Annotated in this window: 23 protein-coding genes; 19 read left to right on the top strand and 4 right to left on the bottom strand. The window is 68.4% G+C overall.

The window, feature by feature from the left end:
* Window positions 1-39: 39 nt before the first annotated feature.
* From argS to tatC, 6 genes are all read left to right on the top strand, one after another.
* Window positions 40-1,791, top strand: a complete 1,752-nt coding sequence (argS, locus tag MMSR116_RS13675) for an arginine--tRNA ligase (RefSeq protein WP_010682575.1) — start codon at window positions 40-42, stop codon at window positions 1,789-1,791.
* A gap of 49 nt (window positions 1,792-1,840) precedes the next feature.
* Complete coding sequence (locus tag MMSR116_RS13680; RefSeq protein WP_010682574.1) at window positions 1,841-3,217, top strand: SPOR domain-containing protein; 1,377 nt, start codon at window positions 1,841-1,843, stop codon at window positions 3,215-3,217.
* 265 nt (window positions 3,218-3,482) lie between these two features.
* On the top strand, window positions 3,483-4,487 hold the full coding sequence (nagZ, locus tag MMSR116_RS13685) for a beta-N-acetylhexosaminidase (protein ID WP_010682573.1): 1,005 nt from the start codon (window positions 3,483-3,485) through the stop codon (window positions 4,485-4,487).
* A 146-nt stretch (window positions 4,488-4,633) separates the two neighbouring features.
* Window positions 4,634-4,906, top strand: coding sequence for a twin-arginine translocase TatA/TatE family subunit (locus MMSR116_RS13690; protein WP_010682572.1), 273 nt, complete (start codon window positions 4,634-4,636; stop codon window positions 4,904-4,906).
* 114 nt (window positions 4,907-5,020) lie between these two features.
* A complete protein-coding gene (tatB, locus tag MMSR116_RS13695) occupies window positions 5,021-5,593 on the top strand; it encodes a Sec-independent protein translocase protein TatB (RefSeq protein WP_010682571.1) in 573 nt (190 codons plus the stop codon).
* A complete protein-coding gene (gene tatC / locus MMSR116_RS13700; protein ID WP_010682570.1) occupies window positions 5,590-6,390 on the top strand; it encodes a twin-arginine translocase subunit TatC in 801 nt (266 codons plus the stop codon). The genes tatB and tatC overlap by 4 nt, the downstream gene beginning before the upstream one ends.
* On the opposite strand, the gene MMSR116_RS13705 is transcribed toward tatC, so the two are convergent.
* Window positions 6,391-7,077 (bottom strand): response regulator, encoded by a 687-nt coding sequence (locus tag MMSR116_RS13705; protein WP_010682569.1) that lies wholly within the window; start codon window positions 7,075-7,077, stop codon window positions 6,391-6,393.
* A 34-nt stretch (window positions 7,078-7,111) separates the two neighbouring features.
* A complete protein-coding gene (gene tyrS, locus MMSR116_RS13710) occupies window positions 7,112-8,383 on the bottom strand; it encodes a tyrosine--tRNA ligase (protein ID WP_010682568.1) in 1,272 nt (423 codons plus the stop codon).
* Between the two features lie 124 nt (window positions 8,384-8,507).
* Between tyrS and MMSR116_RS13715 the strand changes: the two genes are divergently transcribed.
* From MMSR116_RS13715 to ribB, 4 genes are all read left to right on the top strand, one after another.
* Window positions 8,508-9,641, top strand: coding sequence for an anhydro-N-acetylmuramic acid kinase (locus tag MMSR116_RS13715; protein WP_010682567.1), 1,134 nt, complete (start codon window positions 8,508-8,510; stop codon window positions 9,639-9,641).
* On the top strand, window positions 9,638-10,252 hold the full coding sequence (locus tag MMSR116_RS13720; RefSeq protein WP_010682566.1) for a DUF3578 domain-containing protein: 615 nt from the start codon (window positions 9,638-9,640) through the stop codon (window positions 10,250-10,252). The genes MMSR116_RS13715 and MMSR116_RS13720 overlap by 4 nt, the downstream gene beginning before the upstream one ends.
* Window positions 10,253-10,364: 112 nt before the next feature.
* Window positions 10,365-11,465, top strand: coding sequence for a chorismate synthase (aroC, locus tag MMSR116_RS13725; RefSeq protein WP_010682565.1), 1,101 nt, complete (start codon window positions 10,365-10,367; stop codon window positions 11,463-11,465).
* A gap of 35 nt (window positions 11,466-11,500) precedes the next feature.
* Window positions 11,501-12,577 (top strand): 3,4-dihydroxy-2-butanone-4-phosphate synthase, encoded by a 1,077-nt coding sequence (gene ribB / locus MMSR116_RS13730; protein WP_010682564.1) that lies wholly within the window; start codon window positions 11,501-11,503, stop codon window positions 12,575-12,577.
* 10 nt (window positions 12,578-12,587) lie between these two features.
* Here the strand turns inward: ribB and MMSR116_RS13735 are convergent, their stop codons facing one another.
* Window positions 12,588-13,517 (bottom strand): histone deacetylase family protein, encoded by a 930-nt coding sequence (locus MMSR116_RS13735; RefSeq protein ID WP_039892314.1) that lies wholly within the window; start codon window positions 13,515-13,517, stop codon window positions 12,588-12,590.
* 182 nt (window positions 13,518-13,699) lie between these two features.
* Here MMSR116_RS13735 and MMSR116_RS13740 point away from each other — a divergent pair, with 182 nt between their 5' ends.
* The 9 genes from MMSR116_RS13740 (at window position 13,700) to MMSR116_RS13775 (ending at window position 20,297) form a co-directional block, all read left to right on the top strand.
* Window positions 13,700-14,278: a L,D-transpeptidase gene (locus tag MMSR116_RS13740; protein WP_010682562.1), complete on the top strand. Its 579-nt coding sequence runs from the start codon at window positions 13,700-13,702 to the stop codon at window positions 14,276-14,278.
* 161 nt (window positions 14,279-14,439) lie between these two features.
* Window positions 14,440-14,880 (top strand): hypothetical protein, encoded by a 441-nt coding sequence (locus MMSR116_RS13745; protein ID WP_010682561.1) that lies wholly within the window; start codon window positions 14,440-14,442, stop codon window positions 14,878-14,880.
* A 99-nt stretch (window positions 14,881-14,979) separates the two neighbouring features.
* Window positions 14,980-16,983 carry an acetyl-CoA carboxylase biotin carboxylase subunit gene (locus MMSR116_RS13750; RefSeq protein ID WP_010682560.1) on the top strand — a complete coding sequence of 668 codons (2,004 nt, stop codon included), beginning with the start codon at window positions 14,980-14,982 and terminating at the stop codon, window positions 16,981-16,983.
* Between the two features lie 25 nt (window positions 16,984-17,008).
* Window positions 17,009-17,131, top strand: a complete 123-nt coding sequence (locus tag MMSR116_RS32245) for a hypothetical protein (protein ID WP_010682559.1) — start codon at window positions 17,009-17,011, stop codon at window positions 17,129-17,131.
* Between the two features lie 20 nt (window positions 17,132-17,151).
* Complete coding sequence (locus tag MMSR116_RS13755; protein WP_010682558.1) at window positions 17,152-17,583, top strand: gamma-glutamylcyclotransferase family protein; 432 nt, start codon at window positions 17,152-17,154, stop codon at window positions 17,581-17,583.
* Between the two features lie 143 nt (window positions 17,584-17,726).
* Window positions 17,727-18,575, top strand: coding sequence for a formate/nitrite transporter family protein (locus MMSR116_RS13760; RefSeq protein WP_010682557.1), 849 nt, complete (start codon window positions 17,727-17,729; stop codon window positions 18,573-18,575).
* A 288-nt stretch (window positions 18,576-18,863) separates the two neighbouring features.
* Window positions 18,864-19,148 carry an acylphosphatase gene (locus tag MMSR116_RS13765; RefSeq protein WP_010682556.1) on the top strand — a complete coding sequence of 95 codons (285 nt, stop codon included), beginning with the start codon at window positions 18,864-18,866 and terminating at the stop codon, window positions 19,146-19,148.
* Window positions 19,149-19,236: 88 nt separating this feature from the next.
* Complete coding sequence (locus MMSR116_RS13770; RefSeq protein ID WP_010682555.1) at window positions 19,237-19,998, top strand: DUF599 domain-containing protein; 762 nt, start codon at window positions 19,237-19,239, stop codon at window positions 19,996-19,998.
* Window positions 19,995-20,297, top strand: coding sequence for a DUF3253 domain-containing protein (locus tag MMSR116_RS13775; RefSeq protein WP_010682554.1), 303 nt, complete (start codon window positions 19,995-19,997; stop codon window positions 20,295-20,297). The genes MMSR116_RS13770 and MMSR116_RS13775 overlap by 4 nt, the downstream gene beginning before the upstream one ends.
* Here MMSR116_RS13775 and MMSR116_RS13780 read toward each other — a convergent pair.
* Complete coding sequence (locus MMSR116_RS13780) at window positions 20,240-21,061, bottom strand: YdcF family protein (RefSeq protein ID WP_010682553.1); 822 nt, start codon at window positions 21,059-21,061, stop codon at window positions 20,240-20,242. The two genes, MMSR116_RS13775 and MMSR116_RS13780, sit on opposite strands and share 58 nt — an antisense overlap.
* Window positions 21,062-21,065: the final 4 nt, after the last annotated feature.

Consider the following 21,065-nt stretch of genomic DNA (forward strand, 5'->3'; position numbering starts at 1 on the left):
CCAGGCGACGAGACCCCCGCGCGAGCGAGACCGAGACCGATGAACATCTTCGCCCTGTTCGAGGCGCGTGTGCGCGAGGCCGTGGAGGCCCTGACGCGCGCCGGCCAGTTGCCCGGGGGCCTCGACCTCGGCCGCGTCGTCGTCGAGCCGCCGCGCGACCCCTCGCACGGCGACCTCGCCACCAACGCGGCCCTCGTTCTCGCCAAGGAGGCGCGGACGAACCCGAAGGCCCTCGGCGAGGCCCTGGCGGCGGAGCTGGGCACCGATCCGCGCATCGCCGAGGCGCGTGTCGCAGGACCCGGCTTCATCAACCTCCGGCTCGACCCGAAGATTCTCCACGACGTGCTGCGCAGCGCTCTCGCCGAACCCGAGGCGTTCGGACGCGCGCGCCTTTCCGGCGGACCGATCAACGTCGAGTATGTCTCGGCCAATCCGACCGGTCCCATGCATGTGGGCCATGGCCGCGGGGCTGTGTTCGGCGACGCCCTGTGCAACCTGCTGGTCGCGGCGGGGCGGCAGGTGACGCGCGAGTACTACATCAACGATGCGGGCGTTCAGGTCGACGTGCTCGCCCGCTCCGCCTTCCAGCGCTACCGCGAGGCATTGGGCGAGCCCTTTGCCATCGCCGAAGGGCTCTATCCGGGGGATTACCTCAAGCCCGTCGGTGCCCGGCTGGCGGAGACGCACGGACGCGCGCTTCTCGACAGGTCCGAGGCGGAGTGGCTGCCGGTGGTCCGCGAGACTGCCCTCGCCATGATGATGGACATGATCCGTGCCGACCTGGCCGCGATCGGGATCCGGCACGACGTGTTCTTCTCTGAGCGGACGCTGCAGGACAGCGGGGCCGTGAAGACGCTGCTCGAAGAACTGCGCCAGCGGGGGCTCGTCTACGAGGGCCGCCTGCCGCCGCCCAAGGGGCAGCTCCCCGAAGATTGGGAGGATCGCGAGCAGACGCTGTTCCGCACCCGGGAGTTTGGCGACGATAGCGATCGGCCGCTTTTGAAGTCTGACGGGTCGTACACGTATTTCGCCTCCGACATCGCGTATCACCGGGCGAAGTATCTGGCGGGCGCCACCGAGCTGATCGACGTCCTTGGTGCCGACCACGGCGGCTACGTGAAGCGCATGCAGGCGGCCGTGAAGGCTGTGAGCGACGGCAGGGCGACGCTCGACGTCAAGCTCTGCCAGCTGGTGCGGCTGTTGCGCGCAGGCGAGCCGGTTAAGATGTCGAAACGGTCCGGCGAGTTCGTGACCTTGCGCGACGTGATCGACGAGGTCGGGCGCGACGCGATCCGCTTCATGATGCTGTATCGCAAGAACGACGCGACCCTGGATTTCGACCTCGCCAAAGTGGTCGAGCAGTCGAAGGACAACCCGGTCTTCTACGTCCAGTACGCGCACGCCCGGGTGCGTTCGGTGCAGCGGCAGGCGCGCGAGGCATTTCCCGATACGGATCTGTCCCCCGCGGCCCTCCTGCGCGAGGCCGATCTCGGGCTCCTGACGGATGCGGGCGAGATCGAGATGATGCGCCTCATCGCCCAGTATCCGCGGGTTCTCGAATCAGCCGCCGTGGCACACGAACCGCATCGGATCGCCTTCCATCTGTACGAGCTGGCCTCGGCGCTTCATAGTTTCTGGAACAAGGGCAAAGACTTGCCGCAATTACGGTTTGTTAATGCAACCGATCGAAAGTCGACGTGGGCCCGGCTGGCGCTCGTCGAAGCTCTTCGGAGCACGCTCGCCGCTGGCCTCGCGGTGCTCGGTGTGACCGCGCCGGACGAGATGCGATAGGGCCCGTACGCATCGGGCTGGTGTCCGGCGCTGATGTGAGGATTCAGGCATGACGAACGCTTCGCGCGCTCAGGTCGATCTCGACGCCCTCGCGCGCGATCTGCGTCCGGAAGGATCCCGCGCGCCGCAATCCGGATCCAAGGCCGATCCCCTGGCGGAACTCGCCCGCATCGTTGGCCAGGACGACCCGTTCCGCGCCCTTCTGGCGGCCCGAGAGGAGATGCGCGCCGCCTCCGAAGCGTCCCCTCAGGCCGGCTGGTCGGGGCGTGTCGAGCCGAGCTTCGCCCAAGATGCCGTCAAGCCGACCCCGGCCGACGCCTTCGATCAGTACCTCGCTTCGGTGGAGCGCGACACGCATCAGGAAAGCGTGGCCTATGGCGGTGAGCCCGCGGCGGAGCCGGCTCCGCCGGCAGGCGACTACGAAGCCGACCGGCCGCTTCGGCGCGTCGATCCGCGCCGCCGGCTCGTCTCGGTCGGGGCGGGCATCGCCGTGGTGGCCGTCGCGGTCACAGGCGCGCTGACCTACAAAGGGCTCAGCGGTTCGAGCCACGGCGGCGTGCCCGTGGTGCAGGCCGATTCCACACCGCTCAAGGTGGCCCCGAAGGTCGCCGACGGCGTCGAGATCCCGGACCAGAACCGGCAGATTTACGACCCGAAGGGCAAGAAGGACGGTCAGATCAAGATCGTCAACCGCGAGGAGCAGCCCCTCGACGTGGCCGAGGCCGCGCGCGCCGCCCAGGGTCCGTCGCCCGCCGGCAGCGCGCAGGGCGGCACGACCCCGGGCAACGGCCCCTTCGAGGCGTTCGGCGAGCCCCGCCGGGTACGCACCGTGGCCGTGAAGCCCGATGCTCCGCCCCCGGCGCCGGCCCGCGAGGCCCAGGCGGATGCGGGACCTGCCCCGATCCCCACCATGGTGCTGCCGGGCGATGAGCCGGCCCAGCCGGCGCCGTCCAGGGCGCCGACCCGGCAGGCTGCGGCGGGTCTGGCGACGGCAACGCCCGCTTCGGTCGCGCCGCCGCCGGCGTTGGCCCAGACTGAGTCGCCCGCACCGAAGCCCGTCGCGGTGAAGCCCCCGCCGAAGGCGGCGCAGCGGGTCGCGACCGTGGCTCCGGCCTCGGCGGCCGCGCCCGACACCACGTCGAGCACCGCGACCTCCGACGACGCGGCCGTCCATTCCGGCCCGGTGAGTGGCTTCTCGGTGCAGCTCGGCGTGCGCAATTCCGCCGCCGAGGCCAAGGCCGCCTTCCGGCAGATGCAAAGCAAGTTCGCGCAGCTGGCCGGAAAGCCCGAGCTGATCCGGCAGGCGGACGTGAACGGCAAGACCATCTTCCGCGTCCGCGTCGGGCCGCTCGACAAGGCCGAGGCGTCCAGCCTGTGCAGCGCCCTGCAGGGTGCCGGCGGCCAGTGCTTCGTGGCCAAGAACTGAGGCGCTTCGCGCTCTGAATCGAGCGTGGCGGCCGAGTCCCACTGCGGGCTTGTGCCCCGCGCGGGGCAGGGCCGGGATGCGCCTCCGACAGGAGGCGAGTCTCTCGAGCAACAGGAATCGACCGTCGGACCGGTTACGGTGCCGGGATCGCGCTTTCGTCTTGTCGCGTCCGCGTTCCCGCCCGACTCTACCGTCACCGATTCGGTCCGCCCGGCGTATTCGCTTCCACTCTGTGCCGCTCCCGACGAGTTTCCGAGACGTGCCGATGACATCCCGTGCCCTGATCCTCGGCTGCGCCGGCAAGTCGCTCTCCGCCGAGGAAGCGGCTTTCTTCCGCGACGTGCGGCCCTGGGGTTTCATCCTCTTCAAGCGCAACATCGGGACGCCCGCGGAGGTGCGGGTCCTGACCGACGCGCTTCGTGCGTGCGTCGGCTCCGACAAGGCGCCGATCCTGATCGATCAGGAGGGCGGCCGGGTGCAGCGCATGGGTCCGCCGCACTGGCCGGCCTATCCGGCCGGTGGCCGCTACGGTCGCCTGAACGGCAGCGCCGCGACGATCGCCCGACTCGGTGCACGCCTCATGGCGCACGATCTCGCGGAGGTCGGCATCAATGTCGATTGTGCCCCAGTCCTCGACGTCCCCGCACCCGGCTCGCACGACATCATCGGTGACAGAGCTTACGGGACCAACCCGGCGGCCGTCGCGGAGATCGGCCGAGCCATCGCAGAGGGCCTCATGGCTGGCGGCGTCCTGCCGGTGATGAAGCACATCCCCGGGCACGGCCGCGCCGCCTGCGACAGCCACCACGGCCTGCCTGTCGTCGATGTCCCACGTGACGCCCTCGCGGCTCAGGATTTTGGCCCGTTCCGCGCGCTGGCCGATCTGCCGATGGCGATGAGCGCCCATGTCGTTTTCACGGCGCTCGACCCCGACCGACCCGCGACCCAGTCGGCCACCGTCATCCAGGACGTGATCCGGACGGCGATCGGGTTCGACGGGCTGCTGATGACCGACGACCTGTCGATGCACGCGCTCACCGGCACGTTTCGCGAGCGGACGCAGCGGGCCTTCGCGGCCGGCATCGACGTCGGCCTCCACTGCAACGGCTCGATGGAGGAGATGCGGGGCGTTGCGGAGGCCGCTCCCGCTCTGGAGGGCCGTTCCGCTGAGCGGGCCGCCGCAGCGCTGGGTCGCCTCGATCCCGCCGGTGAGACGCTGGACGTTCCGGAGGCCCGGGCGCGCTTCGCGGCCGCTCTCGCGGCCGCCTGATCGACCGTTCAATCCGCGGCCTTCCACCGTCCCCGGCGTCGCCTCTGCTTGTGTTCGAGCGGCACGATCCCTAGGTTCGCCCGGAATTCCTCAACCGGACGTGGCGTCACGCTCTCGCTTCCCGGGGGCGCACGCAGGAGGTTGCCATGGGCAGCATGAGTATCTGGCACTGGGTCGTCGTCGCGGTCATCGTGATGCTGCTCTTCGGACGCGGCAAGGTTTCGGACCTGATGGGCGACGTGGCCAAGGGCATCAAGGCGTTCAAGAAGGGTATGGCCGAGGACGAGACCCCGCAGGCCAGCCAGACCGTGGCTCCGCCCAGCGAGCCCGTGCGCACGATCCCGCACGCCACCGAGACCAGCCCGGGCACGGCTATCCCGGCCAGCCATCTCCCTGGCGGCGAGCGCAAGCCGGTCTGACAGCGGACGGGTCTAATCCCGGGCTCGGGGACTGTCAGGGGGCGCGTGCTCGTGTAGAGCCTGACGGGGTCCGAGCGGGGGTTCGGACCGAAAGGCAGCAGGACCGTCGACGACATGCTGGACATGAGTTGGGGCGAGGTGATGCTGATCGGCGGCGTCGCCCTCATCGTCATCGGGCCGAAGGATCTGCCGAAGGCGCTCCGCACCGTCGGCCAGATCACGTCGAAGCTGCGCCGCATGGCCGGCGAGTTCCAGATGCAATTCAATGAGGCGATCCGCGAGGCCGAGCTCGACGAGGTGCGGCGCGAGGTCGACGGGATTCGCAATACCGTCCGGACGGCCGGCTCGACCTTCAATCCCGTTCAGACGATCCGCGACGAGCTGAAGGGTGCCGTGGAGGGGCGGACCAAGATCGGGCCCGAAAAGCTCGGTCCCGAGATGCCCGCGCCGGAGGCTCGGTCCCTCGCCGACGCGACTGCGCAGCTGAAGGCCGAACAGGAGGCCGCGGCACCTGTGCAGGCGACGGAGCAACCGGCCGCCGAGCCGGCGCATCCGATACCCCAGGCGGCACCCGAGGTGCCGCTGCCGGTTCCCGGATCCGTCGATGATCCTTTCGGGCCGCCGCCCGAACCCTCCGCGACGCACCAGCCCCCCGAGGACCCGAAGAACGGCGCCGCTGTCCGATGATCACCGAGGCAGACGAGGCCGAGATCGAGGCCTCCCGAGCGCCGTTGCTTGAGCATTTGATCGAGCTGCGCGCGCGGTTGATCAAATCGCTCATCGCGTTCGTGGTGATGTTCTTCGCGTGCTTCTTCTTCTCGCGCGATATCTACAATATTCTCGTTTATCCCTACACGTCGGTGGTTGGCACCCAGAACGCCGAGCTGATTGCGACCCACTTCCTCGAGCAGGTCTTCACCAACATCAAGCTCAGCGTCTTCGGAGCGGCCTTCCTCGCTTTTCCGGTGATCGCCACGCAGATCTACGCCTTCGTGGCGCCGGGTCTCTATCGCAACGAGCGGAAGGCGTTTCTGCCCTACCTCGTGGCGACGCCGATCTTCTTCGTGCTCGGCGCGCTGGTGGTGTTCTTCCTGGCGATGCCGCTGTTGATCAAGTTCTCGGTTTCGCTCCAGCAGGTGGGCGTGGCCGGAGAGCCGACGATCAAGCTTCTGCCCAAGGTCGACGAGTATCTCTCGCTGATCATGACGCTCATCTTCGCGTTCGGCATCGCGTTCCAGCTCCCGGTGATCCTGACGCTGCTGGGTCAGGTCGGAATCATCGATGCGAAGTTTCTGCGGGAGAAGCGGCGCTACGCGATCGTGCTGGTCTTCGTCGCCGCCGCCGTGCTCACGCCGCCCGACGTGATCTCACAGCTCTCCCTGGCCCTGCCGATGCTGCTCCTCTACGAGGCGTCGGTGTTTTCGGTGGCGCGGGTCGAGAAGCTGCGCGCGGCGCGGCGGGTCGAGGACGGGCTGGATCCGTGATCAGTCCGGTGCGCGGAGACGGTAGCCCACGCCGGTCTCGGTGAGCAGGTAGCGCGGACGCTCCGGGTCCGGCTCCAGCTTCTGGCGAAGCTGTCGCATGTAGACGCGCAGGTATTGCGGATCCGATGAAGACGGCGCGTGGCGCATGAGCTGCGCGTGCGTCAGCACCTTTCCGGCATGCTGAACCAGCACCCGCAGGAAATCGTACTCCCGCGGCGACAGCTTCACCTCCCGCTCGCCTACCCGCACGACGCGGCGGACGAGATCGACCGACAGGTCATCGATCCGGAACACCGGACGCTCGCCCTGCATCGCCAGCCGGTGTCGAAGGGCAGCGCGGATGCGGGCGAGCAGTTCATTCATGCCGAACGGTTTGGTGACGTAATCGTCGGCCCCGAGATCCAGGGCCTCGACCTTGCCGCGCTCGTCGTCCCGGCTGGATAGGACCACCACGGGCAGGTTCGGCCAGCCCTCGCGGATCTGGGCGAGCAGGGCATGGCCCGGCATGTCGGGTAGGCCAAGGTCGAGGATCACGAGGTCGACTCCACCGGCCCCGAGGGCGGCCAGGGCCGCCGACCCGTCGGCCGCCTCGACGACGCCGTAGGCCTGTGTGCCAAGGCCGGTCCGCAGCAGTCGGCGGATCGGCGGCTCGTCGTCGATGACCAGAATGCGGGCAACGGCGCTCACGCGGCAATCCCTCGGTCAGCTCCGGTGCGGTCGATCATTTCGTCCGCAGCAGGACGTGCCGCTTCTTGCCGAAGGACAGCTTGATCACGCCGTCCTGCGTGAGATCACTCGTGCCAAGCAGCGCCTTCTCGTCCGCGACCGGGACGTCGTTGACCCGCAGGCCGCCGCCCTTGATCTGCCGGCGCGCCTCGCTCGTCGAGGGCACGAGCTTGGCAATCGCCGGGCCGAAAGCCGTGAGGACACCGAGCCCGGCCTCCAACGTCGCCAGCGGGACGGTCACGCTCGGCAGGTCTGCGGCGAGTGTCCCTTCCACGAAGGTTTTGCGCGCGGTCTCCGCGGCCGCCTCAGCAGCCTCGCGGCCGTGCAACAGAGCCGTGGCTTCGGTCGCCAATACCGTTTTGGCGGCGTTGATCTCGGACCCCGCGAGAGCCGAGAGCCGCGCGACTTCCTCGATGGGCAGCAGCGTGAACAGCTTCAGGAAGCGGGCGACATCCGCATCCTCGGTGTTCCGCCAGAACTGCCAGTAATCGTAGGGCTTCAGCATGTCTGGGTTGAGCCAGACCGCCCCTGCGGCCGTCTTACCCATCTTGGCCCCCGACGCCGTGGTCAGGAGCGGGCAGGTCAGGGCGTAGAGCTGTGGCGTGCCCATGCGCCGGCCCAGATCGATGCCGTTGACGATGTTTCCCCACTGGTCGGACCCGCCCATCTGCATCACGCAGCCGTAGCGGCGATTCAGCTCCACGAAGTCGTAGGATTGGAGGATCATGTAGTTGAATTCCAGGAACGAGAGTTCCTGGTCGCGCTCCAAGCGCAGGCGCACGCTGTCCATCGACAGCATGCGATTTACGGAGAAATGGCGACCCACGTCGCGCAGCATCTCGATGTAGTTGAGCTTGGTCAGCCACTCGGCGTTGTCGACCATCACGGCATCGCCGGCACCCGCGCCGAAGCGCAGGAACCGGTCGAAGGTCTTGCGGATCTCGGCCTTGTTGGCGTCGATCTGCTCGACGTTAAGGATCTTGCGGGTCTCGTCGCGGCCGGACGGGTCGCCGACGCGGGTGGTGCCCCCGCCCATCAGGGCGATCGGCTTGCCGCCGGTGGCCTGCAGCCAGTGCAGCATCATGATCGACAGCAAATGCCCGACGTGGAGCGAGGGGGCCGTGCAGTCGTAGCCGACGTAGGTGGTCAGACGGCCCTCCACGGCCGCCATATCGATCCCCGCGAGGTCGGAGGTCTGGTGAATATAGCCGCGCTCGGTCAGGATCCGCAGGAAGTCGGATTTCGGCGCAAAGCTCTCGGCGGTCATGATTACGATCTCGGGCCGCTTGCGTCGCGCGACAGGCCAAGGCCTCGTGTGCTAGCTCGCGCTGGGTTCAGGATACGGCGGGCTCTTAGCAGGGCGTTGGCCGAAAGGCACGGGGCAGGGCGGCATGGCGATGATGCGCGCGATCGGGTTGATGAGCGGCACCTCGCTGGACGGCGTCGACATCGCCCTGATCGAGACCGACGGCGAACTTGTCCACGTGGTCAAGGGCCACAACAACTTCCTGGAGCCGCTCGGCCCCACCGGCTATCGCGGCTATGCGGATGACGAGAAGGCGCTGCTGCGCGCCGCCACCAAGGATGCCGAGGCGGTCCAGCACCCGGCCGACAGGCCTGGGCGGCTGCCCGAGGCGGAGGCGTTCGTCACGCAGGCGCACGCGCAGGCTGTGGAGCGCTTTCTCGAGGAGAACGGCCTCGCCGCGGATGCGATCGACGTGATCGGCTTCCACGGTCAGACCGTGATCCACCGGCCCGACCAGCGCATCTCGATCCAGATCGGTGACGGTCAGGCCCTCGCGACCCGGCTCGGCATACCGGTAGTGTCCGATCTGCGTCGGGCTGACATCGAAGCAGGCGGGCAGGGCGCGCCGCTCGTGCCGGTGTTCCACAAGGCGCTGGCCGAGGCGTCCGGCTTCGACGGACCCTTCGGAATCCTGAACATCGGTGGCGTTGCCAACGCGACACTGATCGATTCCAAAGGCGGCGTCATCGCCTTCGATACGGGACCCGGCAACGCCCTGATTGACGAGTGGATGCAGGAGCGGGAGGGCAAGAACCTCGACGATGGCGGCCGCACCGCCGCCCGCGGCCGACCGGACGAACAGCTCCTCGCTTGGTTGCTGACGCACCCCTTCTTCTTTCGGAGGCCGCCAAAGTCGCTGGATCGGAACTGGTTCTCGCACAAGCTCGCGGGACAGCTCTCGACCGAAGACGGCGCGGCGACCCTCACCGCGTTCACGGCGCGGGCGGTGGCACGGGCGCTCGATCACGCCCCCGAGATCCCGACCCGCTGGATCGTAGCCGGGGGCGGCGCGCGCAACGGCGAGTTGGTTCGGCTGCTGAACTACCATCTCCGTGCCGAGATCACGACCGCCGACGCGATCGGCTGGTCCTCCGCCTATCTGGAGGCGCAAGCTTTCGCTTTCCTCGCCGTGCGCTCGCTCCAGGGGCTGCCGATCACCTTTCCCTCGACCACCGGCGTTCGCGAGGCGATGACCGGCGGCATCCTCGCCCGACCTTGAGCCTCGGCTACGCCCTGCGCCGCATCATCGAGGAATACCCGCTGGCCCGGCTCGACCCGCCGGCGGGGCACCCGCTCGCGGCGGTCATTCGGAAATCTGCGCCAGACGAGCTTCGGGCCGCCCTCGTCGGCATTGACGGGCCGTTCCTCGTCAAGGGCAGCCCGGGGCGCGGCAGCAAGTGGGCGGCCGTGCCATGGCTCGCAGTCTTCGACCCGGCCGTTACGACCAGCGCCACCCGGGGCTACTACTTGGTCTACCTCTTTCCGTCGCATCGCGAGGAGGTCCACCTGTCGCTGGCGCAGGGCACCATCGCGGCGCTCCGAAACCATGGCCCGGCGGCCGGCCACCATCTGCGCACGAGCGGCGCATTGCTCCGGGAACGGTTGGCCGAATTCGTCGGCGCGCTGCCGAACACGACGATCTCCCTCGGCACTGCAGGCGAATTGCCGGAAGGCTATGAAGCCGCGCACATCCTCGGACGAACCTACGACATCGCCGACCTCGGCAACGAGCGCCGGCTCCTTCGAGACCTCGCCATCGCAGTGGCGGCCTACCGGGCGCTGAAGGCGCGGGGCGGCCTCGATCTGCCAGGTAACGGCCTTCGCGCGTAGAATTTGACGGTCGCTGCGCCCGGTCTTGGCCAGCGGTCGACCCCAGAAGCCCGGCCCTTCTGTGAGGTCCGCGTTTGTGCCCCCGCCGCTCCCGCGCTAAGGCAGCCGCGCCATGTCGCACAACACGTTCGGCCACCTGTTCCGCGTCACGACCTTCGGCGAGAGCCACGGGGTCGCGCTCGGCTGCGTGGTCGACGGATGTCCGCCCGGACTCGCCCTCGAGGCCGAGGAGATCCAGGCCGAACTCGACCGCCGTAAACCCGGCCAGTCGCGCTTCACGACGCAGCGCCGGGAGCCGGATCAGGTTCGGATCCTGTCCGGCGTATTCTCGGACGATCGCACCGGCGGGCGCCAGCTCACTACGGGCACGCCGATCGCGCTGATGATCGAGAACACCGATCAGCGCTCGAAGGATTATTCCGAGATCCGCGACAGCTACCGACCCGGGCACGCCGACTACACGTACGACGCGAAGTACGGGATCCGCGACTATCGCGGCGGTGGCCGCTCTTCCGCCCGCGAGACCGCCGCGCGTGTCGCGGCCGGGGCAGTGGCGCGCAAGGTCCTTCCGGGCGTGACCATTCGGGCGGCCCTCGTGCAGATGGGACCCCACGCGATCGACCGGTCGCGGTGGGACTGGGCGGCGGTTGGCAACAATCCTTTCTTTTGTCCCGACGCCGAGACAGCGGCCTTCTACGAGACCTATCTCGACGAGATCCGGAAGGATGGCTCCTCGGTGGGCGCGGTCATCGAGGTCGTGGCCGAGGGCGTGCCGCCCGGCCTCGGCGCCCCGGTCTACGGCAAACTCGACGCCGAGCTCGCCGCCGCGATGATGTCGATCAACGCCGTCAAGGGGGTCGAAATCGGGGACGGCTTCGCGGCGGCCGCCCTGCGCGGCGAGGACAATGCCGACGAGATGCGCGCCGGCAACGGCGGCCGGCCGCGCTTCCTCGCCAACCACGCGGGCGGGATCCTCGGCGGGATCTCCAATGGCGAGCCGGTCGTGGTCCGCTTCGCCGTGAAGCCCACCTCCTCGATATTGACACCCCGCCGCTCGGTGACCCGCGACGGTGACGAGGTCGACCTTGTCACCAAAGGCCGCCACGATCCCTGCGTCGGAATCCGGGCCGTTCCGGTGGCCGAAGCCATGATGGCCTGCGTGCTCGCCGATCACTATCTGCGTCACCGCGGGCAGGTCGGGCAACAGCCCTGATCCCGGCCCCGGTCTTAACCGTTTCGAGATTGCCCGTGCCCCACTGCACCGTCACCGAGGCCATCGCGGCCTTCGCCAAGGGCGAGATCGTGGTCGTGACAGACGACGACGATCGCGAGAACGAGGGCGACCTCGTCGTCGCGGCCTCGCTCTGCACGCCGGAGAAGATGGCGTTCATCATCCGCAACACCTGTGGCATCGTCTGCGCGCCGATCACGCAGAACGAGGCCCGGCGCCTGCATCTCGCGCCGATGGTGGCCTCGAACGACGCGCCGCTCGGCACGGCCTTCACCGTCACGGTCGACGTGAAGCACGGCCTGACGACCGGCATCTCGGCCGAGCAGCGCTGCAACACGGTGCGGGCGCTGGCCAACGGCAACATGGGCGCGGGCGACTTCGTGCGACCCGGCCACGTCTTCCCGCTGATCGCCCGGGACGGCGGCGTGCTCATGCGCTCAGGGCACACCGAGGCCGCGGTCGATCTCTGCCGTCTCGCCGAGTTGCCGACCGTCGGTGTGATCTGCGAACTCGCCAATGACGACGGCACCGTCATGAAGGGACCGCAGATCGAGGCCTTCGCCGAGAAGCATGGGCTCAAGCAGGTCTCGGTGGCCGATCTTATCGCCTACCGGCAGGCGCGCGACCGGCTCGTGGAGCGGATCGGGCACTTTCCTGTCCGGTCGAATCACGGCGACATGAACGCCTACGTGTTCTCGACGCCGTTCGAGTCGATCCAGCAATTTGCCTTCGTGATGGGCGAGATCGGCGATGGCCGCGACGTTCTGGTGCGTCTCCACCGCTCCAACGTCGCGGCGGACGTCATCGGCGGCGGCAAGCAGATCGATGACGTCTTGAAGCGCTTCGCGGCAGCCGGACGCGGCGTGCTGGTCTACCTGCGCGACGGTGCAGCCGGGGTGCCGGTCCAGGCCGTCACCGATGAGGGCACGGAAGCTCTTCGCGCCCGGCAGTGGCGCGAGGTCGGCCTCGGGGCGCAGATCCTGCGCGACCTCGGCGTGGTCTCGTTTCGCAACCTTGCGACGACGTCGCGGGCCTATGTCGGACTGTCGGGCTTCGGCATCGAGCACCTGGGCGACGAGCCACTCGACGGCTGAGCGGGACGCTTCAGCGCCCCATCAATGCGTCCACATGCGCCGCGGCCGACTTGGCCAGGCCTTCAAGGCTGTAGCCGCCCTCGAGGACCGAAACGATCCGCCCGCCGGCGCAGCGGTCCGCCAGATCCATCAATCTGCGCGTCGCCCAGGCGAAGTCCTCGGCCTCCAGGCGGAGATTGGCCAAGGGATCGAGCCGATGGGCGTCGAACCCCGCCGAGATCACGACGAGATCGGGCCGGAATGCGTCCAGGCGTGTCAGGATGCCGGCCTCGAAGGCCTCGCGAAACACCGCGCCGTCGTCGTTCGGCCGAAGCGGCACGTTGACGATCGTGTCCTTCTCGCCCCGCTCGGACGGCGACCCGGTGCCCGGGTAGAGCGGCATCTGATGCGTCGAGCAGTAGAGCACCGACGCATCGTCCCAGAAGATGTCCTGGCTGCCATTGCCGTGATGGACGTCCCAGTCGACCAGGGCGACGCGCTCGGCGCCGTGCCGCTTCTGGGCATACCGCGCGGCGACGGCGGCGTGATTGAACAGGCAGAACCCCATCGAGCGGGTCCGCTCGGCGTGATGGCCCGGCGGGCGCATGGCCACGAAGGCGTTGCGGCACTCGCCGGCGATGACGGCATCCACGGCATGATTGGCCCCGCCGATGGCGCGCAGGGTGGCCTCGAGGCTGCCGGGGGACAGGATGGTGTCGGAGTCGATCGACACCATGCCGTGTTCCGGCACTGCGGCGGCGAGCGCGTCGACGTACGACCGGGGATGGGCGAGGGCAGCCGTATCCAAGTCCGCGCGCGGCGCCGAAGCCCGGACCAGACCGGCGAAGCGCTCGTCTTCCAGGGCGCGCTCGACGGCGCGCATCCGGGCCGGCCGTTCGGGGTGACCCTCCGGAACCTCGTGGTCGAAGCTGGCGGGATGGCTCACGTACAGGGTGGTCAAGACGGTCGCTCCCGGATGCGATCCTGTCGCGCACCTGCAACAGGAGCCGCCAATGTGACACGGGCGCAACGCGCGGACTACGGGCGGGTGCCCGTCGCCCCTATGCTCAGCCGATTCTTTCGTGGGACGGGCTCGCGATTTCGGGCCGGTCGGACTTTGAAACGGTCTCCGGGGGCGGGATCATGCGCATCGTGTCAGCGCTCGCCAGCATCCTGCTTCTGGCAGGCTGCAGCTTCAAAGGTGTCCCCGACCCCGCTCTGTCGGCGCGCGACGCGGAGTTCATGGCTCTGGTCCCGGAGGCGGAGTTCGACCCGCACTTCGCCCGCTATCAGGTGAGCGACCCGACCCACGAGCCGCCCGGCACCATCGTGGTGGAGACCCGGGAGCGGCAGCTCTACCTCGTCCAGGCGGACGGCAAGGCGATCCGTTACGGCGTCTCGGTCGGTGACGAGGCCTATGGCTGGACTGGCACCGCAAGGGTCGACCGGAAGGCCGAATGGCCGGCCTGGAACCCGCCGGCCGAGATGATCAAGCGCTGGCCACACGTCCACGCCATGCAGGGCGGCCCGATGAGTCCGCTCGGCGCCCGCGCCCTGTATCTCTCGGATCACGGCAAGGACACGCTCTACCGGATCCACGGCACCAATGAGCCGGAGAAGATCGGACAGGCGGTCTCGTCGGGCTGCATCCGCATGCGCAACATCGACGTCGTGGATCTCTATAACCGTGTGCCGGTTGGAGCCACGGTCATCGTCCGGTAACGCAACCGATCAACGTCCCAATAAGCCTGCTTGATCGGGGCGTGTTTACCTGAACTTCCGTTCAGATCTCGCCATTAACCTCTGGAAGGGAAGCTGCCCCGTAAGTTGAAAACACACAGGGACAAGCACCGGCCGCAGAATAGCCGGAGGAGCAGGCGACCATGACCATGATTTCCGTGCAACAATTCTGCAACCATGCGGTCTCGACCGGCACGATCAGCGACGAGGACCTGCTGGTCCTGAAGCGTGAGGTGCTGCCGGACGGCCTCCTGACCCGCGAAGACGCCGACCTGCTGATCGCCCTGGAACGGGCAGTCATCGGCACCGATGCCTTCGCCGATTACCTGGTGGCCGCGGTGGTCGACTTCGCCGTGTGGGGCACCCGTCCGACCGGCTACATCGACCGCGACGTCGCCGCTTGGCTCGCCGCCTCGCTCTCCGGCCGCGACGGCCCGAGCCCGGTCGGCGCCCGCATTGCGATGGAGATCGTCCGCGAGGCGCAGGGCAGCGCCGAATCACTGGTCGCGTTTGCCATGGAGGCGAATCGTTGGGTCCGCGATACGACCCAGCCCGCGCGCATCGCCTTCGCCCTCGCGGCTTGAGCCTTCGACAAAGGCGCAGCTTCCGTCTGTCGCGCAACTGATCTATCGGGACAGTCAAGCCGGTCGCAATCCGGCGATCTCGAAAGCAGTGCGCCAGCGATGTTCGACAAGATCCTGATTGCCAACCGGGGCGAGATCGCCTGCCGGGTGATCAAGACGGCCCGGAAGATGGGCATCAGGACCGTAGCGGTCTACTCGGATGCCGACCGCGACGCGGTGCACGTCGCGATGGCCGACGAGGCGGTTCATATCGGACCGGCCGCAGCCTCCGAATCGTACCTCGTGATCGATAAGATCGTCGAGGCCTGCAAGAAGACCGGCGCCCAGGCCGTGCATCCTGGCTACGGCTTCCTCTCCGAGCGCGAAGCCTTCCCGAAGGCGCTTGAGGCCGCCGGCATCGTGTTCATCGGTCCCAATCCCGGCGCCATCGCCGCCATGGGCGACAAGATCGAGTCGAAGAAGGCCGCCGCCTCGGCCGAGGTGTCGACCGTGCCGGGATTCCTCGGGGTGATCGAATCGCCCGAGCACGCCAAGACGATCGCCGACGAGATCGGCTACCCGGTGATGATCAAGGCCTCCGCGGGCGGCGGCGGCAAGGGCATGCGCATCGCCTTCTCGGGCGACGAGGTGGCGGAGGGCTTCGCCCGCGCCAAGTCGGAGGCGGCATCGTCGTTCGGCGACGACCGCGTCTTCATCGAGAAGTTCATCACCGACCCGCGCCACATCGAGATCCAGCTGATCGGCGATAAGCACGGGAACGTCGTGTACCTCGGCGAGCGCGAGTGCTCGATTCAGCGCCGTAACCAGAAAGTGATCGAGGAGGCGCCGTCGCCGCTCCTCGACAAGAAGACCCGCCGGAAGATGGGCGAGCAGGCCGTCGCGCTGGCGAAGGCGGTGAACTACGATTCCGCCGGTACCGTCGAGTTCGTCGCCGGCCAGGACAAGTCGTTCTACTTCCTGGAGATGAACACCCGGCTGCAGGTGGAGCATCCGGTGACCGAGATGATCACCGGGCTCGACCTCGTCGAGCTGATGATCCGGGTCGCGGCCGGCGAGAAGCTGCCGATCACCCAGGACGACGTGAAGCTCAATGGCTGGGCGGTGGAGAGCCGCGTCTACGCAGAGGATCCGACCCGCAACTTCCTGCCGTCTATCGGCCGGCTGACGACCTACCGGCCGCCGGAGGAGGGGCAGCAGGGCAAGGCGGTCGTCCGCAACGATACCGGCGTGGAGGAGGGCGGCGAGATCGCCATCCACTACGATCCGATGATCGCCAAGCTTGTCACCTGGGCGCCGACGCGCGGCGAGGCGATCGCCGCCCAGGCCGAGGCGCTGGATGCTTTCGCGATCGATGGCATCCGCCACAACATCCCGTTCCTGTCGGCGCTGATGGCGCATCCGCGATGGCAGGAAGGCCGCCTCTCCACCGGCTTTATCGCCGAGGAATTTCCCGAGGGGTTCTCGGCGCCCGAGCCGGCCGGCGAGATCGCCGTCCGCATGATGGCTGCGGCGGCGGCGATCGACCACAAGCTCAATCAGCGCAAGCGCGGCATCTCCGGGCAGATGCGCGCGCCGGGCCTGTTCGCCTTCGAGCGCGATCGGGTGGTGATCCTGGCCGGTCAGTCCTATCCGGTCACCGTCGAGCCCGAGGGCGAGGATCTCCTGGTCACCCGCGACGACGGCACGGCGCTGACGGTGGCGAGCGCCTGGCGGCCGGGCGAGCCCGTCTGGATCGGCACGATCGGCTCCGAGCGCGTCGCCATCCAGGTGCGCGCCCTGTTGAACGGCGTGTTCCTGCAGCATGCGGGCGCCGCCGCCGAAGCGCGTGTCTACACCCGCCGTGAGGCCGAGCTGGCCGCGCTCATGCCGGTGAAGGAGCAGGCGGGCTCCGGCAAGCAGGTGCTCTGTCCGATGCCGGGCCTCGTCAAGCAGATTCTGGTCGCCGAGGGCCAGGAAGTGAAGAATGGCGAGCCGATCGCCGTCGTCGAGGCTATGAAGATGGAGAACGTCCTCCGGGCCGAACGCGACGCGAAGGTGGAGAAAATCCACGCCAAGGAGGGCGACAGCCTCGCGGTCGACGCGGTGATCCTGGAATTTGCCTGAGGCCTGCCCGCCGGAGTGTAAAGCCGTGACCTACGGTTGGCTGTTCGTCACGTTCGGCATTCCGGCGGTCACTCCGGCGCTCGCCGATCCGGCTGCGCGTGGGAAGGATCGCGTCGCCAGACACCTCGATCCTCCCGCGGGCGAGTAAGCAACCCGAGCCCGGGCCGCATGCCCCTTTACTTCGCTTACGGCGCCAACATGGATGCCGCCGCGATGGCCCTGCGCTGCCCGGTTTCGCGGCTGATCGGCGGCGCGCATCGGCCGGGCTATCGCTTCATCATCATGCGGGAGGGCTACGCCTCGGTGGTTCGCGATCCCCGGCGCACCGTCTGGGGCGTTCTGTGGGAACTCGCCAGCGCGGACATCCCGGCTCTCGACCGCTACGAGGGCGTCGCGGGCGGCCTCTACACGAAGGCCGCGCTGCCGATCCGGACGCCCGACGGCGTCAGGCGGGCGCTGATCTATCTGGGTTGCTCCACCGCACCGGGCCGTCCGCGGCCGGGCTACCTCGAAGCGGTCGTCGCCGCGGCACGCGCGGCGCAGCTGCCGCCGGCCTACATCCGCGAACTCAGCAGTTGGGCGCGGGGTCTGCCGGGCTGAGCTGCGGAGAACTGGTACGCGACATGCTTCTCCAGATCGGCTGGAGGACGAGCGGCAGCGCCGCGCCCGCCCAGCGATCCGTGATGCGCGGCGCGCCCGTCGGTCAATGGCGACCGGCCTGCGCCTGCGAGGGAGCATTGTGCATGTCGTATCTGGCGCCCGCCGATTTCGTGAAGAAGGCCGTCGACTCCGGTGAGGCGAAGGTTTTCATGGCGACCAAGGACACCTTCATCCGGGCCTACATGGCCGGCGCGATCCTGGCGCTCGCCGCCGCTTTCGCGGTCACCATCAACCAGACCACCGGTCAGCCGCTCGTCGCCGCCCTGCTGTTCCCGGTCGGCTTCTCGATGCTGTACCTGCTGGGCTACGACCTCTTCACGGGCGTCTGCGTGCTGACGCCCCTCGCGCTGATCGACAAGCGCCCGGGCGTCACGGTGGCCGGCATCGCCCGCAACTGGACGTTGGTGTTCTTCGGCAACTTCGCGGGCGCGCTGACCACGGCCGTGATGATGTCGATCGTCTTCACGTTCGGCTTCGCCACGGAGCCGAACGCCGTCGGCAAGCTGATCGCCGGGATCGGCGAGGCCCGGACGCTCGGCTACGAGAAGTACGGCGCCTCCGGCATGCTGACGCTCTTCGTCCGTGCCATGATGTGCAATTGGATGGTCTCCACCGGCGTCATCGGCGCCATGCTGTCGACCTCGGTGCCCGGCAAGGTGATTGCCATGTGGATGCCCATCACGGTGTTCTTCTTCATGACCTTCGAGCACTCCGTCGTGAACATGTTCCTGTTCCCGTCGGCGATCCTCATGGGCGGCCACCTCACCGTCATGGACTACCTGCTTTGGAACGAGATACCGACCCTGCTCGGCAACATCGTCGGCGGCCTCGCCTTCACCGGGCTGATGCTCTACTCGACGCACGTGCGGACCGGCGCCAGCCGTCCGGCGGCGGTGTCGTCGGGCCTGCGCCATCCGATGGCGGCCGAGTAAGCTCCGAGAAGGCCCGCGCGCCGCGCGGGCCGCTCACCGCGCGGCGCCGACATCTCCGTGCTACCCATGTTGTCATCGCTGGACGCGGCAAGCGCGCCCGGACCCCAGGCGTAGGCGTTCACGAGCGTACACGCGCTGCGCGCCTGCACGCCGATCTCCGGCCTGTCCATTGAGCACTGTCGCTCCCGCGCCAAGCCTTCGCGATGATGCGGGTTGGAGAGAGCATCGAAACCCCCTATCGCGGGCGACCGTCGTCGCAGGCCAGATGCGAAAGGGGAGGGGCTCCGGATGAGCGACACGCGGACCGTCTCGGTCATCATCAGGGGCCGCGTTCAGGGCGTGTCCTACCGCGTCTGGACCCAGTCCGAGGCCCTGGCCCGCGGGCTCCGCGGCTTCGTGCGCAACCGCGACGACGGTTCGGTCGAGGCGCAGTTCAGCGGATCCCCAGACGCCGTCGCGCAGATGGAAGACCTCTGCCGGTCCGGCCCGCCCGGGGCGCGTGTCTCCGACGTCGAGATCCGTGAGCGCAGCGACGTCACACCGCCGGAGGGCTTTGAGATCCTGCGCGGTTGAGTCCCAGGAGGCGCGCCGGACGGGTTCTGAACCGGCCTGCAGGCTGATATGGCACTGCGGCCCCTCGCGAAACCGCCGTCCGGAGATCATGAACGACCTGTCCGTCGGCAGCACTGCCTTCTCGCCCCTGGACCTCGGGGCACTACTCTACTTCATCCTCGCCTGGATGGCGTACGGGCTCTCCGTGGGCCGGCTTCGCGGGCGCATGGTGTCGCTCAGCCAGGTCATGAATGGCCATCGCTACAACTGGGCGCGGCAGATCATCGGCCGCGAGAACCGGGTGGTCGATACCCAGATCAACGCCTCCCTGCAGAACGGCACCGCGTTCTTCGCCTCGACCTCCCTCATCGCCCTCGGATCGGTGCTGACCCTGTCGCGCTCCGGCGACGATGTCCTGAACCTGTTCGCGACACTGCCCTTCGGCACGGTCGCCAATCGCCTGACCTGGGAGCTGAAAGTCGCCGGGCTGGCTGTGGTCTTCGTCTACGCCTTCTTCAAGTTCGCCTGGGCCTATCGCCTCTTCAACTACGCGGCGATCCTGCTTGGAGCCGTGCCGTCGAAGGGTTCTGGGGCGAGCGAGACCGAGATGCTGCGGGCGGTGCGCCGACTCGCGGCGATGAACGTGAGCGCAGGCCGGCATTTCGCCCGGGGACAGCGGGCCTTCTTCTTCGCGTTGGCCTATCTGGGCTGGTTCGTGAGCCCCTACGTGCTCTTCGTTTCGACGACCGCGGTGGTGATCATCATGTGGCGGCGGCAATTCGCTTCCGAGATCCGGAAGGCGCTGCTGGAGGCGGGCGAGGGTCCTCACGAGGGACCGCTTCCCGTGGCGGCGGAGGAGACTTGGTCATGACCGACGGCAGGCCGGACGATGCGGCGATCGAGGCTGCGATGCTCGGCCTGGTGGCCGAACGCGGCGCCGACAAGACCGTGTGCCCCTCCGAGGTGGCGCGGGCCCTCGGCGGGCCGCATCCGGACGGCTGGGGACCGCTGATGCAGCCCGTCCGCCGGGTGGCCGTGCGCCTCGCCCATGCGGGTCGGATCGCGATCCTGCGGAAGGGGAAGCGGGTCGACCCGGACGATTTCCGCGGGATCTATCGGCTCGGCTGGCCGGCCGGCGCCTCCGGGCCGGGAAGCCAGTCCGGCGTGTAGCCCGACCAGCGATAGGCCAGGAGGCCGATCCATTCCTTCACGGCGAGGTCGAGCTGGAGCAATCCGTCCGAGGCGAAGCCGTTGAAGCGGGTGATATCCCCCCACCCACGGGTCCGGTAATCCACCGGAAAGGCGTCGACCGTGAAGCCGGCCTGCCGAAAACAGCCGACGGCTCGGGGCATGTGCCAGGCCGAGGTCACGAGCAGCCAGCGTTCCTCCGGCTTCGGCTGGACCAGGGCGGCCGAGAACGCGGCGTTCTCATGCGTGTTGCGCGACCGGTTCTCCAGGATGAGGCGCGTGCGCGGAACGCCAATGACGTCCGCCTGACGGCTCACGATGTCGGCCTCGGCGATACCGCCGCCAATGAAGCCGCTGCCGCCCGAGAAGACGAGGCGCGTGCCGGGAAAGCGCCGGGCCAGATCGGCAAGATAGATCGGACGTTCGCCGGCATCGTTGACGACGACCTGGGCCCGCGCCTCCGACAGGCCTGCCTCGATCCCGCCGCCGAGCACGATGATCCCGGTCGGCGCAGGCCCGTCCGCCGGGTAGGGCGGAAAGCGCTGCTCCAGCGGCAGCAGCACCATCTCCGACAGCGGTGATAGCCCGCCCAGCCCGAGGCCGAGCGCGCCCAGGAACGCGAGTCCGATCCCGATTCGCCGCAGCCGTGTCACCGCGGCGAGAGACAGCCCGGCGAGGCTCGCGAAGATCAGGAAGTTCGATGGTGTGATGAGGAAGTAGATCCCCTTCGAGAGCGGGAAGAACACGGCG

This window comes from Methylobacterium mesophilicum SR1.6/6 (genome assembly GCF_000364445.2).
Classification (GTDB): Bacteria; Pseudomonadota; Alphaproteobacteria; order Rhizobiales; family Beijerinckiaceae; genus Methylobacterium; species Methylobacterium mesophilicum_A.